The following is a 15,992-nucleotide window of genomic DNA, read 5'->3' as shown; positions in this document are numbered from 1 at the left end:
TACCTCTACTATTTTTCTTGTGATTGAATTTGTTTATATAGCTTAAAAGCTAGCTGTCTTTCTGTATAAGCTAAATATTTTTCTTTTACCAATGTATCAGAAATTTTTTCTGATACATTTTCAATTATGGAAAGAGTTTTTCCTATTGCATCACTAGCAGCACGAATTCTTTCTAACTCAAGTAGGGCTTGGGTTTTAATAAGCCAGGGAAGCCATTCATGTTCTAAACTTCCCATAATTCTTGCTTGAGTAATTGCTTGATCTGCTTCTGTAATAGCTTCTTTATGTTTTCCTTCCGCTAAAAGAAGTTCCGCCATAGTTGAGCGAAATTCACAACGTGCTTCTAGTAAATCTACGGTTGCTACTAAAGTTTCTACTCTAGTTAAATAAGCTCTAGCTTGCTGAATCTTTCCTAGCTTGATATAAACTTTGGCTAAGTTTTGTAGTGTAGTTTGTTCAAAATATTGATTTCCATTTGCTTCTACTAGTTTTAAGACTTTAAGAAAATAATGTTCCGACTCAGCATACTTATTAGATCGAAAATAAAGTTCTCCTAAATTATCACAAACAATAGCTTCAAAACGACGATTTCCCAAAGTACGTGCTAGGCGTAGCGATTCTTTTTGAGGGTCAATAGCTTCCTGATAAAGTCCTTGCTGTAAGTAAATTTGTGCAATTGTGTTATAACAAGAACAACGTGTTGCAGGGTCATCGCTCTGTCTAGCTAGGGCTAAAGCACGTTTTGCAACAATGGCTGACTCTTCAAACCTATTTAATTTACATAAAATCCAGGCTTCACTAGAAAGAGCAAAACTTTCTAATTTTTGATTATCAGACAAACGCGCTATATCAACTGCTGCTCTTGCTGAGTCAAGAGCTAAACTATAATCACCGCGTAGTTCATAAAGTGTACTCATTTGACGAAGGATTTGCCCTTGTCCAAGCAAATAATCTACTTGATGATAAGCCGTTAAAGCTCGTTTATATAAATCTATTGCTTCCACTTTTACGCCATTACTCGCCTTAATTGTAGCTAAAGCAAAGTAAGTTTCCCCTAACAAATACTTGTCTTGGCAAATTTGAACAAATTTTAAGGCTTTTTGTAGTAACTGTTCAGCAGATAAACCTCGGTTTCGATAAATTAAGCTTACCCCACATAACCAGTAATAAGTTGCTAATTGCTTAATATTTGCTAATTGTTCAGGTAATTCAAAATCAATAATTTTATCAGATGCAACTAAATTTTCTAATTTATTTAGTTTTTCATCTGCTACTAGACTTTTTTCTGCCCAGATTAGATATTTATGTAGCTCATTAATATTTAAGCTTATAGCAGCAATTTGAGCAGATTTTACAGCTTGGTTAAAGGCTTGTGACCATTCACCAGCTTCATAGTAATGATAAGCTGTCTTAAACAAACGTTTCTCTAAATCAACATCATTAAGTGTAAACCACTCAGCAATGAAACGGTGAATGCGGCGGCGATTACGTTTATTTAATTTTTCGTAAAGGATTCGACGAATAGTAGCATTGCTAAACTGGTATCTTTCAAGTTCTATTAATTCGGTAATTAGTCCATTTTCTATGGCTTGCTGGGTAATTATAGGCAATGTTTCTTCTGATAGATTTGCTACAGATTGTAAGGTGTTAAGCTCAAAATCTTCTCCAATTACTGAAGCAATGCTTAAAGCCTGTTGTGTTTCAGAAGGTAATCTATCTAGCGTTAAGTCTACTAAGTCAATTAATGTTTGTGGAATTTGATCCTTAAAATCTTGGCAATTCCAACGTCCACCATCAAATTTAATTTTGCTATTAGAGACCAACAAGCGTAAGTGTTCTGTAAGAAAATAAGCATTTCCGCCGCTATCGGCTAAAAGTTGGTTAAATTGTTGTTCAGTAAATGCAGGTTGTCCAAAAATTGCTGTTAAAACTTCATAAACTTGTTGTTTCTTAAATGGAGCTAAGCTTAAAACTTCATAATCTCGCTGACAATTTTTTAGCCATTGTGAAAAGCCTTCTGTTTCTCCTGTAAATCTAGCACCAGCAACAATTAAAACACGTTCTCGGCTTAAAGCGCGACCAAGATAATCTAAAAGATCTCTAGCTGTTTCATCTGCCCAATTTAAATCATCAAGTACAATTAAAACTGGGCGTTGCCTGCTCATCATAACAAAAGCCTGTGCAAGTAAGCTAAAGTAGTATTGCTGTGTTTCTAAATTAACATTATTTGGATCAACAAGTTTTCCTGTTTGCCAAATTTTACCTAAAAGATCCATTATTGGAGCAACCTTGTTACCAAATGCTTCTCCTAAAGCAGCGGTATTTACCTGCAAACGAGTAAACAAATTTTTTAAGTCTCCAATAAAAGCATAAAAAGACTTAATCCCTGGGCTACGATAACAGCGTGTTTGAAAAAGAAATGCTTCTTGTTGTTTTATTTGGCGTGAAAACTCAACTAAAAGCTCTGTTTTACCAACTCCAGCATTACCTAGTACAATAACCGGACGATTTTGCCCTTGACAAGTTTGTTGCCAACACTGCATTAGCTGGTTAAGTTCCTGATTACGGCCTACAAAACAGTTAAAAACTATTACACCCTTTTCACGACTAGTTGAGTTTATTTGTTTATCAGACGTTTTATCAATTTTTTCTGTTTTGCTACTACCTGTTGTTTTTTTATTTTTCTTTTCTAATACAGCTTGTTCTAAAAGATAACAAAATTCTAATGCTCCTTTAGGCCTAGTTTGAGGATTTTTATCTAATGCCCGCATTATTACTGCTTCAACTTTAGGATCAACTCCGCTCCATCGTCTATGAAGAGGTAAAGGATTTTCTCTAACATGTTTAATTAAATATTCTCCTGTACTAGCAGCATCATAAGGTAATTTTCCTGTTAGCATTTGATAACAAACAACTGCCAGACTATAAATGTCTGTTTGTGCATCTAAATCTAGCCCCTGGCACTGTTCAGGTGACATATATTCGGCTGTACCTAAGACTATGCCTTCAGAAGTCTTTACAACTAGATCTGTAGATTCAAAAAATTTAGCTATACCAAAATCAACAACCTTAACTATTTCTCCTTCATGTTTACTGCGGTGTAAAATAATATTAGGTGGTTTAATATCTCTATGAAGCAGTCCTACGGAATGAGCAGCATTTATAGCAGAGCATACAGGTTTAATAATTTCTAAGGCTCTTTCTACAGACATACGGCCAAGTTTGTGCATTTCTTGATCAAGTCCTGGCCCTTCTAAAAATTCCATTACAATATAAACTGTTCCATCTTCTGTAAGACCAAAATCATAAATAGTTACTACATTGGGATGTTTTACTTTTGCCGCTGCTGCTGCTTCTACTTGAAAGCGTTTAAGCGCATCTTCATCGCTACGCGTTTGTAAAACCTTAATTGCAACACTATCACGTAAATGAAGCCGTTCTGCCAAAAATACGCTAGCCATCCCACCATGCCCTAAAGGTGAAATTAGACGGTATTTTCTATCAATAATTGTTCCTAACCAACCCTTAGTTTGAGGTCTACTTCCTTCACGCATAATTTAATTAAAAGTTAAAAGCTTTTCGGAAAGCGATTGCATTTTGATGAAAGTTTTTTACTAGCTCATCTATATCATCCCCAGAAAGTTCTAATAAATGAACTGAAACATTGCTATCTTTGTCTACCTTATCACATAGTTCAAAAGAAGTTCCTTGAGAAACAGCTAATTGATTTGCTAACGTAATTATATGAACTAAAATTTGATGGTCTTCTGCTGCTTCACAGTTATGATGGTACTCAATAACTGAAGCAATAGATTCTGGTAATTGCCAATGACCTACTAACATTGCACCTACTTGGTCATGAGAAAGCCCTATTTTAGTACGTTCTTGAGCAACAATATCTACAACTATCCCATAAACACTACCTAAAAGTTCACTATATTCTTCTGGTCGATTGATCATTATTACTTGACGGCCCACATCATGAATTAAGCCAGCTAATAAAACTTCTTCTAAACGAGGATATTTGACGATTTTAGCAATTTCAACACCAAAGTAAGCAACACTAATTGCATGTTCCCAAGTGATTTTTGCTGAAAGTCCGCTAGTATGTCCAAAATTGGCATAGTTTTCATTACAAAATCGACTAAATCCATAAGCCAAAACAGCAAAACGCAGTCTAGGAAGTCCAAGCATATCAATTAATTCACTTAAGCTATTAAGTGTAATCTTTCCAAACAGTGCATGGTTAATCATACCTAGTAAAGCCGTAGACATCCCAGGCTCACTTTCTATTATTCCAATAATTTCATAATCATTAACACTACGACTAGATAGGCTTTCCAACACTTGGTTTACAATCGCAGGTAAGGCAGGAAAAAGAGATATTCTTTTAGAATTTAGTTCTTCAGACAAGAGTTTTCTCCCTTAGCTAATCTAACTTTCTTTTTTATTTAGCAGATCTTGTATGAGGAAGATTTTGCTAACAAAAGCAAGTGTTTTTAGTATATTTTCGTAATTTTGGTAATTTATAGAAATAGACGGTTATTCTATCGCGCTTATAAGCCTAATAGCAACCTTATTGATGTGTTAAGCTTATTTATTAGGATAAGTAATTTTGCTTAAACAGGTTAGAAATAAAATATTTTACTTAATCCATTTTCCAGATCTTTGGGCTTCTTTAACCAAAAGCAGATGTCGGTAGGCAATTTCTAATAAATCTTTTTGTGGGAAGGTTCGCATTAGCTCATAATGTTCCCGAATTGAAGGAATACAATATTTTAAGCTTCCAACCTTATGATCAAGAGCTTTTGTGATGGAATAGCAGATTCCCAAAATTATATAAGCAAGAGGAATATTTGCTATTTCTTGGTAATTAATTTGGTCTTTTACCGTCCATCCATTAGCTGTAAGGTCTTGGTAAATTAATCTTGCTTGAAAAAAAGTTTCGTCGTCATCTTTTCTATCATAAGATGACGATGAAGTTATGAAATCGTCATCTTTCTTTCTAAGGTTGTTTTTAAGAGCTTGGCTACTTGACTGTGTTAGAGTTTTAGAAGCTTTATTTTCAACTAGATCCGACTCCAATAATTTAGCTTTAGTCTTAGCTACTTGACTAGAATTAAGTTGAGTAGTCGAAGATTTTTTAATCAAGTCAGAAGCTTTTACTTGACTAGTTGTTGACTTAACTAGTTTAGACTGATCAACTCTAGGACGATCATTGGATTGGTTATAGGTTTGATCACGTAATGATTGATTTGATCCTAAGCTTGATCGTTTACTTGATCGTTGATCTTTAGATAGTGCAGATAGCTTTTCTTCAGCTAAAAGTTGCTGACGATCAATAATTCTATAGCTTCGACCTCTTGGATTAGTATCTCGGCCTTCAACCGCAATCAGTCCAAGTGCAGATAGTCCTGCAATAGCTTTAGTCACAGTAGCGCGGGAACTATAACCAGTTCTAATCATTAAATCTGCAATTTTTCCTCGCCAGAGTTCACGATTAAACCCTATGGTTAGCCGCCAGATTTGATCAAAGATTTTTTCTTCAGCAGGTGAAAGTTGCCTTGCTAACTTGTCTGCAACGGCATTTGGCACGCGTACAAAGCGAGATTGTACGCTTAAATCTAGTGTACTTAATGAATTATCTTTTATCTTTTTTTGTTTCTGTTTTTTATTAACAAAACTATCAAATAGAGGAAGTTTTTCTTCTTTAAAGTCTTCTTGATCGTCGTCAAAATCTGCAAACTGATCGAACTGATCAACTTGATCATTTTCTTGGTACTGATCATCGAAGTGATCAAGTTGATCTAAAACCGATCTTCATCTCGATCATTGTGATCAAGCGGATCATCTTGATCACGCCAAATATCAACTTTTGCTCATAAGACCTGGTAGCTATTGGACTAACAAAAGTTGTAGTAGGGTTAATTAGAGAGTAAGTTGTAGCATTAGTTGGTAAACTAGGGTTAATTGCACTAATAGCAGGGTTTACAGGTTTAGTTGAATAACCCAGTTTAACCTGTTGGTTAATAACATTAGTTGGTTTAACAGAATTAACTTGATTAGTAGCTTTGGCTTGATTAGTTGAATAGTCAAGTTTTGAGGTTTCTTGTTTTTTACTATTAGTTTCCAGTTGTGCAATAGTCAAGTCTGTAGCCGTTCCTTCAGCACTAACAGGTAAATGATGTTTAACGCTAATAGCTATAGGAAGCGGGTCACGCCGCCGCTTAGGTGCAGGAACGCGCTTTTCATCTTTTAGTTTTTGGCTACTTTGTTTACTCATAAACTATTGATTTTTAACTAGTAATTGCTAGGAACAGCAACTAAACTTTTTCCTTCAACAGAAATTTTTAAGCGTCCTAAAGTCTCTTTAACAAACTGTGTATAGTCTTCTGCACCATAACTTGTAGGTGCATGATCATAGATAGATTGATTAAGTGCAGGGGCTGTAACTAATTTAGTGTTATTACGAATGACGGTTTCAAAAGCTGCATCCTTAAATGTATCTGTTACAGTAGAATAAGCTTGTCCACAAATCTTAGTCCGCTGGTCAAACCGAGTAACTAAAGCCCCTAGAAGTTGAATATTTTCCTTATGAATGCGACGAATTTTGCCTATAGTCTCATCTAAATCGCTTACGCCTTCTAATGGATAAAAGGCTGCTTCTATAGGGATGATATAGTGATTTGAAGCTAGCAGAGCCATATCTAGTAGCGGGCCTAGATTTGGAGGTGTATCAATAATAATAAAATCATACTCTAGGCGAGCGTCTTTAACAGCATAATATAGCTCAATAATGTCGCTAGAATCGATGATGCGATTAAGTTTAGAAAGCGATAGGTTAGAAGCAGCAAGGTCTAGGTTTGGAATAGCTGTTTCATAAACAGCATTCTCAAAAGGATGACGCATAAATTGACCATTTTGCGATTGAAAACCTAAAAATGCATGTCCTAAGTGAATATCTATAATGCTACGGTCTAAAAAAGTAATGGTGGCATTTGCTTGAGGATCGACATCAATTAATAAAGTCTTAAAGTCTAGCCTGGCTAGTCCAGCAGCCAAGTTACAAGCTGTTGTTGTTTTTCCACTACCACCTTTATGATTACAAATAGTGATTGATATTCCATGCGGGATCCTTTGACCCATAAAACCCCTTCACTCTCTTGAACGGCTACAGCACTACAACCCAAAAGAAAGTGACATATCAACATTAGTAGTGTCAAGAGATTTGCTTTAGATCAGAGAACCTTATTTTGTGGCTTGGCTAGTCAAGTTCTACAATATATGGGATTAGTGACAATAATTGATCTAGTAAACTCGACTAGTTATGCTTAATTTTTTTATGTGATCAAATGCGATCAAGCAAGATCAATTATTCTAAATAGCAAAGGGTCAAAACATAACTTTGATAATTAAAAAGTTGGTAAACTAAACATAATATTAGCCTTTGTTTAATTTACCAAAGTTATAATGTATATTTTTTATTTTTTGATCAAATTAATAAATAAACTTGATCAAATGCTCAAAAGTGATCAGGACAATTGAGCATTTGATCAAGCTAGTGACCAAAACTATTTAATGCAGAACGTTCTGAAGGGTGAATTTCAAAAATTCTATCTAAATTAGTCATATGTATTAGGCTACTTACTTTTTGTGTAGGTGCAGCAAGCTTTATCTCTCCACCTCTTTCTTTTACTCGTTTTAAGCAAACAATTAATTCTCCTATCCCTGTACTGTCAGCATTAGTAACTTCAGCTAAATTAAGTATAAAAAGTATGTAGCCCTGACTAAGTAAATCTACGACTTTACTAGATAATAAATTATAATTTTCCCCTCCAGATAATTTTCCATTAACATTAAGCATAACAATTGACCCGGCTAATTGCTCTGTTACTTTTATCATAAAATGCAAGACTTATCTTTCCTAACTACAGATAGAAGTTAGGGTAAGCCATTACTCCTTAAGTTCTTAAATTATTGAAGTAACTTTTGTTGGTATGGTAGCTAAAGAGTTTAAGTTTTTATTTAATACCTTAGTTTAGTCAAGTTTTGCAATAAGTATTATCCCTAGATGTGATAGACGATGTTTTTTGAGTAACTTACAGATACTTAAAATAAAGTTTTTATTCCTATAAAACTTTTTAAGATAATTAGTTTTATTAAGATTCTATAAAAAAGTAAATCACTAGATAAACAAAAAATAGTTGTGTTATTTTATAAATAATTTTCAAAGAAGTGTTAGCTTATTTCTTTTTGTCCAATCTATAAAAAATATGTCTAAAAATCTGTGTGAACATGACAAATTACTAGGAACAGTAATTGGGGATGATTACCAAATAGAAGAAAAATTAGGCTTAGGTGGAATGGGAGCAGTTTTTAGGGCAAAACAAATCTCTATTGCTCGAACTGTAGCAATAAAAGTTATTTTGCCAGAAAAAATGCAAGATGCTACCTTAGTTCAACGTTTTCTTAGAGAAGCACGGACAGGGCTACTTCTATCACATCCAAATATTGTTAAAACCTACAAATGCAGTCGCTCTTCAGAAGGGTTGCTGTTTATTGTAATGGAATATATTAATGGAGAAACTCTGCAAAAACATTTAGAAGAAATGGGACGATTAAGCTTAAAAAAATGCCTAAAGTTTTTAACTCAGTTATGTGGAGCATTAGAAGAGGCTCATAACCACAAAGTTTTACATAGAGACTTAAAACCAGAAAATATTTTGTTAGACAAAGATGAACAAGGTGAGTTAACAACAAAGCTAACAGATTTTGGGATTGCTAAAATTTTATCTTCTGATAAAACTTCTAGTCATAATACTGTGCTAACAAAAACAGGGGAAATAGTTGGCACTCCTAAGTATATGTCCCCGGAACAATTATTAGGTATTGCTATTAAACAAACTTCTGATATTTATAGTCTAGGACTAATTGCTTACCGAATGTTAGTTGGTGTCACCCCTATGGAATTTGAAGGTAAAACAGGAACTATTTTTAAGGTGACACAAGAATTACCGCCTATATCCAGCAAATTTAGCTTTTTACCAGAATCTTTTGACCGTCTTTTTCAAAAAGTTTTATCTCGTGACCCTGTCTTACGTTATCAAAAAGCAATGGAATTCTTGCAAGACTTTGAAAACCTCACTGTTAAACATCCTGATTTGGAAATTCCTCCAATCCCAGGAACAGTAAAAGAAGAAACAAATAGCACTTTTGCACCAACAGTTTTAATAAAAGAGTAACTTATGAGTAATGATATAGTTTTAGACCACTTAGTTTGGGCCGTACCAGACTTAAATTTAGCCATCGAAGAACTAAAAGAAAAAACAGGTGTTCAAGCAATTTTTGGCGGACGACATCCTAAACACGGCACTTGTAATGCACTAACTTCTTTAGGCGAAGGTGAATACTTTGAACTGCTTGCACGTGATCTAAGTTTGCCAGCAGGAGAATTAGCAAAGTTTTGTACTGGCTTAACTAAACCTAATCTAGTTACTTGGGTAGTACGTACTAGTAAAATTAATGAAATGGCCGAGCGAGCTAAAAAAGCAGGCTATCAAGCCCAAGTGGAGGAAATGAGCCGACTTAGACCTAGTGGAGAAAAGCTTGAATGGAGACTGTTAAAAATAACAGGTCATTCAGGTGCTAATTTTGTGCCTTTAGTAATTGACTGGCAAAACTGCCCACACCCTTCTTTGGATGCTCCAACAGGGCTAAAACTTCTTTCTTTTACAATTGAAGCTATTAACCCTACACCATTAGAGGAAATTTTTTCTAATCTACAAATTCCTGTAAATCTAGAAAAAGGCGAGGAAAATCGCTTTGTTGCTTGGTTAGATTCTCCAAAAGGAAAATTAGAATTAACAGGAAGTTAAAAAAGCTAAAAGGGAACAAAAGGTTGTTCCCTTTAATTAATTTAACTGAAGTTATCTAACTATTTGTCCAACGACTTTAACAAACCCTGAATTATTTGATTGTTGGTTATGTGACCAAGTTTCTGGTGAAGATACTACTACTCTGTAAGTACCTGCTGGCAAAGTAATATTAGGTTTAACAACCCAATAAACATTAGGAGCGTTTTTATAACCTGGCATTCCAATAGCTTGCCAAGGGCCAAAAGTGCGTTTTGTTCCTTTTTCTACTAGGGCAATAGTACCTGGACGCATTCCTTGTGCATTATTCCAATGATAGGTAGTAATTTCTGTAATCAAGGATTCATTTGTCAAAGTAAATCTAGTAGGTGATAATGGGCCGTTTTCTACCCCATAAATATTCCCATTATCAAAAATACTTTCTGTCCTATTTCTTGTTGGTGGATTATCTATAGCGGGTGGTGTTGCTGGATTTGTTGGGGTATTTGATGAATTGCCAGCATTTAATTGAGCTAAGTTTTCTACTCTAGTAGGAGAAATAGTTCCCGTTTCTGTTTGTAAACTTACACCTGGTCTATTTGCGCTAGCATTAAATTTTTGTCCTTTAACAGCATTAAAGTTGTAGCGAAAAGCTGTTGTAGTATTAACCGGGCCAGCACCATGACCAAAAAATGCTTCTACTTTTCCATTGTCATTTGCTTTAATTACTAACTCACAATCAATATTTTCTGGATATTCAAACCAAGTAATCCAACCCCCCTTTCCATCAGGCATACGAGCAGCTAAAACATCAGGTATTTCGGCACGAAAATCTTTAGCATTAAAACCTGTTACACGTCCTGAGCTATCTCTTAACCTAACATCTACTGGACAATGTATTGATATTTGCCCTGTACGGTTGCGGCTGTTATAAGCATTGCGGATTAAATGCCGCCAAAGGTTAGGATCTTTTGTAGCATAACGGTCAATTCTATCTCGAAAACTACTTGGTTGGTTTTTATACCAATCTCTTTCATTTGGAGCAAGTCTTCTATTAGATGGGTCTTGATAGACTCCTCCTACAGTTGGATACTCAGGAAATTTTTCATAAGGACTACTTGCCCCAATACCATGATAGCTTCCCATACCAAATCTAACTGCCCATTCTTGAATTGTATAAGTCTTTGGTGATTGCGTAGGCCAAGGATCTAAAATTGTGCCTGTCTCAATCCAATTTGTTCCTTTTGGATAAATTACTACGGCTTGATGCCCCCCGTAATATGCTTGAATTGGCCCATAATCAAATTTATCAAGCAATGCCCGCTCTTTAGGGTCTTTACTCCATTTAATTGCATCTAAAAAGGCTAAAACTTTTCCTTGATAACCTCCGCAAGTATATTCCTTAAATCTGCTATCAAGAAAACTTAAGACGTTATTAGTAAAACCTCCTGTCACCATACCTTTAGGAATTTTGCTCATATAGCTGTCCAAAATTCTTTTGAAAATTACGGCATCGCTTAAGGGAGCTTCTTCATGTTTGCTAGTGTCTTGAGGTGGTGCCATCATAGAAAAATATCCTACTACTTGCAGTCCTCTAGTCCCAGCATTATAGTGACCAACACAACTAATAGAAAAACCTCCGCTAGCTGCTGTAGTTGGTATTCTAACGCTTAAGTTAAAATCCGTAGAAGATCTTTCAATACGGACGGTTTTAGTTTGCTTTTGATCTCCTGCCCAAACTTCCATTGTCACATCAGCAAAATAACCATTTAATGCTTTAACAGAACCAGAAATACTTAATTGACCATCTCCTAACGCTCCTTTGTATCTTCTCACGGTAGTAAAGTCATGAATATCTTCTGGCGGGCTACTTATTCTTGCACCGGACACGCTATAAGTAATTTGAAGTCCATTAAAAGGCTCATTGGGAAATGTTCCAGAGGCTTGAAAAACATTGGCTGAAATCAATTGGCAACCATTAATAAAAAGCATTAAGACTAAAAATAGTGTTAATACTCTAGAGAGTATATCAATTAATTTTAAGGTAGTTAGTTTTTGTAGAAAAATAAATCTTGGTAAACCTTTGTTTCTAACTATGCTTTTCATAATTTTTCCTCCTTGAAATTAAAATTTTTATTTTCTTAAAATCTCTAATAATAAAAATAAAAAAGCTAGTTCAGTTCATAACTAAAGCAAATTGTTTGCCAAGAGTTAATTAGAACTAGCTATTTATAATTTGTTGATAATAAATTACTTATTTGAGAAGCTTAATCCATAAAAAGCTTAATTAATTGGTAAGGAAAAATTTTCATATTTTGTGAGAAATATTTCCAATTTAACTTGGAAAATTTATTTTTTAGATCACATTCCTTCTATGCAGTTGCTATAAATTTTTTGGACTAGGCGAAAAAGAGGGGTTTCATAATCAATTTCTACTTTGCAGCTAGAAATTACTTCTGTTTTGCCTGAATGTCGAAAGCTATAAATAAATTCTTGCCCATCAAAGGATGTTGGACAATCTCCAGTAAATTTTTTAGCTTTAATTACCTTAAAATCAGCTTGAGTTAGTAAACTTTCTAGCTCAGTTAAATCAGTAACCTCTAATTTACCTGATTTTTTTCCAAAATTTGCATCAACTTTATAATTGCCCTCTTTATCAATCACAATTTTAGTAAAACATTCTCCTGTTCGACATCTTCCACCTCGAACATCTATTTTTAGTAAAACTGATTGTTTTTGAATATTTGTTTTATAAGAAATAGGCTTTTGTTGAGTAATAGGTAGAAAATTAAAAGTTAATATACTTAATAAAATAAGAACATTAGTTAAATATGACATGTCGCTTTCCTCCAGAAATTTGCATTTTATAAGCTTGGTTAGGTAGACGCATCTAAGCTCAATAAGTTTTGCTAAACAAGCAAAGATTACGGGAAAAATCAGGAAAACAACTAATCAACGCTGTTTTATCTTGCTTGGCTGTGCTTAAATAAAAAAATTCATCGCATTTTTATTAGTTTGGAGAATTTTTTTATTATGAAAAAATCCTTAATATCATTTAATTTTTATACTTATATTTTTCTTATTATTGGGGCTGTAGTTTTTCTAGCAATCTGTAATTATTCTCCTATAACAGAAGCTGACACTACAACTAAAAGGATACTTAAGCCTAATCGAGCCTATAAGATACCTGTTAAATCAATGAACCCTCAAGAAGCATTTAATCCTACAAAAATTAAAAATAGTATGAGGGCTAATGCTTTAGGCTATCCAAAGGAATTTCTAGATTTTATCAATGTAAGAAGAAAAAAAATTAAAGAAAGTGGTAGCCAAAGAGTCAGACGCGACAACCGATTACTTGAACCTGAACGCTTTAGTCAGCTTTCTTATTCAGCTAAACAATACTTTAAATATAGAGCTAAACGCTTGGCTAAATTGCCTAAGCCTAATACAACTAAAGCTATACAAGATATTTTTACTAATCAACAACAAGCAGCTAATAAGCTAATAATGAAAATATATTAGTAAATATTCCTAGTCAAGACTTAGGCAACACTAAAACACAAAATGAAACATCTGTAGCAGCTTTTGGTAACACAATTGCAGTAAGTTTTAATGATGCTGCTGGTATTGAAAGAAGAAATGTAGCAGGTGTAGCCGTTTCTCAAGATGGTGGAACTAGCTGGAAACAGTCTTTTCTTCCTAGTGTTGGAGGCTTTAACCTTGGAGATGGTGTTTTAGGTGTTGATACTAAGGGCAATTTTTATTATGCAATGATTGGCCTAGACTTTAATAATCGAAGTTTAATAGCTGTAAGTCGTTCAACTAATGGTGGGAAAACTTGGTTACGTCCTGTTGATGCTTCAACTACAGCAGGTGGAATTGATGACTTTCAAGATAAAGAATGGTTGGCTGTAGACCGTTCAGCTAAATCACGTTTTAAGGATAATGTTTATGTGAGTTGGACAAAATTCCCTTTTAGCGGTGTTCCTAAGATTATGTTTGCTGCTTCAAATAAACGAGGAAAGAAATTCCAAAAGCCAATTGTGATTGCCGAAAGTATTAGCAATGACAGTGCTATTCAAGGCTCAATGATTGCTACTGGGCCAAATGGCGAAGTTTATGTTGTTTGGAGTGATAGATCTTTAGTAGGTGTATTTAGCACAGTACTAATTAGACTATCTAAGTCTACAGATGGCGGAAAAACTTTTTCTGAGCCAACAACAATTGCTAGTTTTACTAATCCTGCATTTCCTTCAAATGGAGTTTTTAGCGGAAATGCGTTTCCTTCAATTGCCGTTGATATAAGCAATTCAGCAAACCAAGGTAATATTTATGTGGTTTTTTCTGGTCGCTTAGATAATAGAGAAGACCGGGCAGAAGTTCTTCTAGTCACCTCTAAAGATGGTGGCGCAACTTGGAGCAATCTCACTAAACTTAATGATGACAACTCATTAGCTGATCAAATTCTTCCTTCAATTGCTGTTGCTGATGATGGAGCAGTGGCGGCTAGCTGGTATGATAGGCGAAATGATTTGACTAATTTATCCTTACTAGATGTTTATGCTACAGTTTCTACCGATGGCGGCAATAGTTTTTCTGCTAACCAACGAATTACCAATGCTAATTGGCCGCTAATTCCTACACCACTTGAGCTAAGAGCAGGTTATCACGGCGATTATAGCCAACTTTCAACTATTGGCGATAAGTTTTTATTTAACTGGGGTGATGACCGTAATGGAACAGATACAGATGTTTACTTAGCAATTAAATCAGCTAGTGAAATAGCTGACCCTACAAAAGCAGGTTTTATTATTAGTGCAAAGGATTCCTCTAAAGTAACTAAACCAGGTGGCTTAACAAGTTTCTTTATTGATAACAAAATACTTTCAGGTGATAGCAATTTTACTTTTACAGCTACATCTAACACACCAAACTTAAGTTTTGATTTTAGTAATGATTCCTTAGAAGGCTTTGAATTGCAGGTTCGTGCCACTGCAAGCATTGCACCAGGGCCATATTTTATAACTGTCAATGCTCAACGTGGGGATTTAGTGCGTAGCACGGCTGTAAGGCTAACAGTTTTAGAAAATAATCCACTTGTTAAAGAACAACAAAACATTACTAATAATGCTAGCGGTTCAATTTTGCCAGCGTCTTTTATTGATGAGCAGGGAAATATCAATGTAGCTTGGCTAGACGACTCACCTGGAATTTTTGCTATTTTCTTTACTCGTTCAACAGACAATGGAAAAACTTTTTCTACTCCTGTTATGATTCCACGTCGAGAAACTTTTATTGGACAACCTATTGTTTTAGCTAATAAACAAGATATTTATATTGTTCATTTAGAGTTAATAGATAATCCTAATTTTATTTTTATGACTCAAATTTTGCGCTCAACTGACCAAGGAAAATCTTTTACGCTAATAAATTCTCTAAATGAGCCAGATATTTTTATTGCTTCAGAAACTGCACAAATAGATATAGATGGAACTATTCATATAGCAGCATCTACACTTAATCCAGAAAACCCAGCAAGCCCAACTTTTGCTGCAATTGATTTACGCTCAACAGATGGAGGAAAAACTTTTACTCCTAGTAAGATTTTTGAAAGCACTGCACCTGTTTCTAATCCAATTTTAGTTATAGAAGGCGATGGAAAAACTGTAAGGTCAATTCTTATAGATTTTAGCCGTCAACAAGGTGGACTATTAATTACTCAATCAAATAATGGAGGGCTAAGTTATGATCCTCCAACAAAGGTTACAGATAAGATTGATGATTTAATTTCTGCTACTTTATTTTTTACTACAGATAAAACCCACTTTATCTTAAATCGTGGTAGCTTTTTAACTGAGCAATTTCAACTTTTTTATACTAATTCCAATAAAGATGGACAATTTACAACCCCTAAAGCTATTAGCGGTAATGTTAAAACAGTCCTTTCTGGCAGTCTTGCTGCCGATGATGAAGGTAATGTTTTAGTAGCGTTTGAAGGTAGTTTAGGCCAACTTTCTGATATGGATTTCTCAACTAAAATTTTTTACTGTAATTCAACTGATGGTGGAACAAATTTCTCTACTCTAAAAAGCTTTGAACCTGTTGGAGGGGATGATTTTGCTCCTTTGGTACTTTTAGACT

12 protein-coding genes are annotated in these 15,992 nt (G+C 34.6%); 4 read left to right on the top strand and 8 right to left on the bottom strand.

Features of this window, described 5'->3' with window-relative positions; genetic code table 11:
• Positions 1 to 8 precede the first annotated feature (8 nt).
• The 6 genes from IPK14_28040 to IPK14_28015 form a co-directional block, all read right to left on the bottom strand.
• A complete protein-coding gene (locus IPK14_28040; protein MBK7997084.1) occupies positions 9 to 3,554 on the bottom strand; it encodes a protein kinase in 3,546 nt (1,181 codons plus the stop codon).
• A gap of 7 nt (positions 3,555 to 3,561) precedes the next feature.
• Positions 3,562 to 4,413, bottom strand: coding sequence for an HDOD domain-containing protein (locus tag IPK14_28035; GenBank protein ID MBK7997083.1), 852 nt, complete (start codon positions 4,411 to 4,413; stop codon positions 3,562 to 3,564).
• A 231-nt stretch (positions 4,414 to 4,644) separates the two neighbouring features.
• Positions 4,645 to 5,595, bottom strand: coding sequence for a hypothetical protein (locus IPK14_28030; protein MBK7997082.1), 951 nt, complete (start codon positions 5,593 to 5,595; stop codon positions 4,645 to 4,647).
• A 202-nt stretch (positions 5,596 to 5,797) separates the two neighbouring features.
• Positions 5,798 to 6,283, bottom strand: a complete 486-nt coding sequence (locus IPK14_28025; GenBank protein MBK7997081.1) for a hypothetical protein — start codon at positions 6,281 to 6,283, stop codon at positions 5,798 to 5,800.
• 17 nt (positions 6,284 to 6,300) lie between these two features.
• A complete protein-coding gene (locus IPK14_28020; GenBank protein ID MBK7997080.1) occupies positions 6,301 to 7,146 on the bottom strand; it encodes a ParA family protein in 846 nt (281 codons plus the stop codon).
• Between the two features lie 412 nt (positions 7,147 to 7,558).
• Positions 7,559 to 7,903, bottom strand: coding sequence for an STAS domain-containing protein (locus tag IPK14_28015; protein MBK7997079.1), 345 nt, complete (start codon positions 7,901 to 7,903; stop codon positions 7,559 to 7,561).
• 370 nt (positions 7,904 to 8,273) lie between these two features.
• Between IPK14_28015 and IPK14_28010 the strand changes: the two genes are divergently transcribed.
• The gene (locus IPK14_28010; GenBank protein MBK7997078.1) at positions 8,274 to 9,242 is read left to right on the top strand and encodes a serine/threonine protein kinase; all 969 of its coding nucleotides are present in this window, start codon (positions 8,274 to 8,276) and stop codon (positions 9,240 to 9,242) included.
• A gap of 3 nt (positions 9,243 to 9,245) precedes the next feature.
• A complete protein-coding gene (locus IPK14_28005; GenBank protein ID MBK7997077.1) occupies positions 9,246 to 9,875 on the top strand; it encodes a VOC family protein in 630 nt (209 codons plus the stop codon).
• A 51-nt stretch (positions 9,876 to 9,926) separates the two neighbouring features.
• Here IPK14_28005 and IPK14_28000 read toward each other — a convergent pair whose 3' ends face one another.
• Together IPK14_28000 and IPK14_27995 are read right to left on the bottom strand one after the other, a co-directional pair.
• Positions 9,927 to 11,957, bottom strand: coding sequence for a hypothetical protein (locus IPK14_28000; GenBank protein MBK7997076.1), 2,031 nt, complete (start codon positions 11,955 to 11,957; stop codon positions 9,927 to 9,929).
• Between the two features lie 255 nt (positions 11,958 to 12,212).
• Complete coding sequence (locus IPK14_27995; protein ID MBK7997075.1) at positions 12,213 to 12,689, bottom strand: hypothetical protein; 477 nt, start codon at positions 12,687 to 12,689, stop codon at positions 12,213 to 12,215.
• Between the two features lie 195 nt (positions 12,690 to 12,884).
• Between IPK14_27995 and IPK14_27990 the strand changes: the two genes are divergently transcribed.
• Both IPK14_27990 and IPK14_27985 read left to right on the top strand, forming a co-directional pair.
• Entirely contained in the window at positions 12,885 to 13,373 is a 489-nt protein-coding gene (locus IPK14_27990; protein ID MBK7997074.1) for a hypothetical protein, read from the top strand.
• 248 nt (positions 13,374 to 13,621) lie between these two features.
• Positions 13,622 to 15,992 (top strand): exo-alpha-sialidase (locus IPK14_27985; GenBank protein MBK7997073.1); only part of this gene is annotated, 2,371 nt, incomplete at its 3' end.

The organism is Blastocatellia bacterium, assembly GCA_016713405.1.
Classification (GTDB): Bacteria; Acidobacteriota; Blastocatellia; order Chloracidobacteriales; family JADJPF01; genus JADJPF01.
The sequence above is the reverse complement of the archived record's forward strand: the minus strand, read 5'-3'. Positions and strand labels throughout refer to the sequence as shown.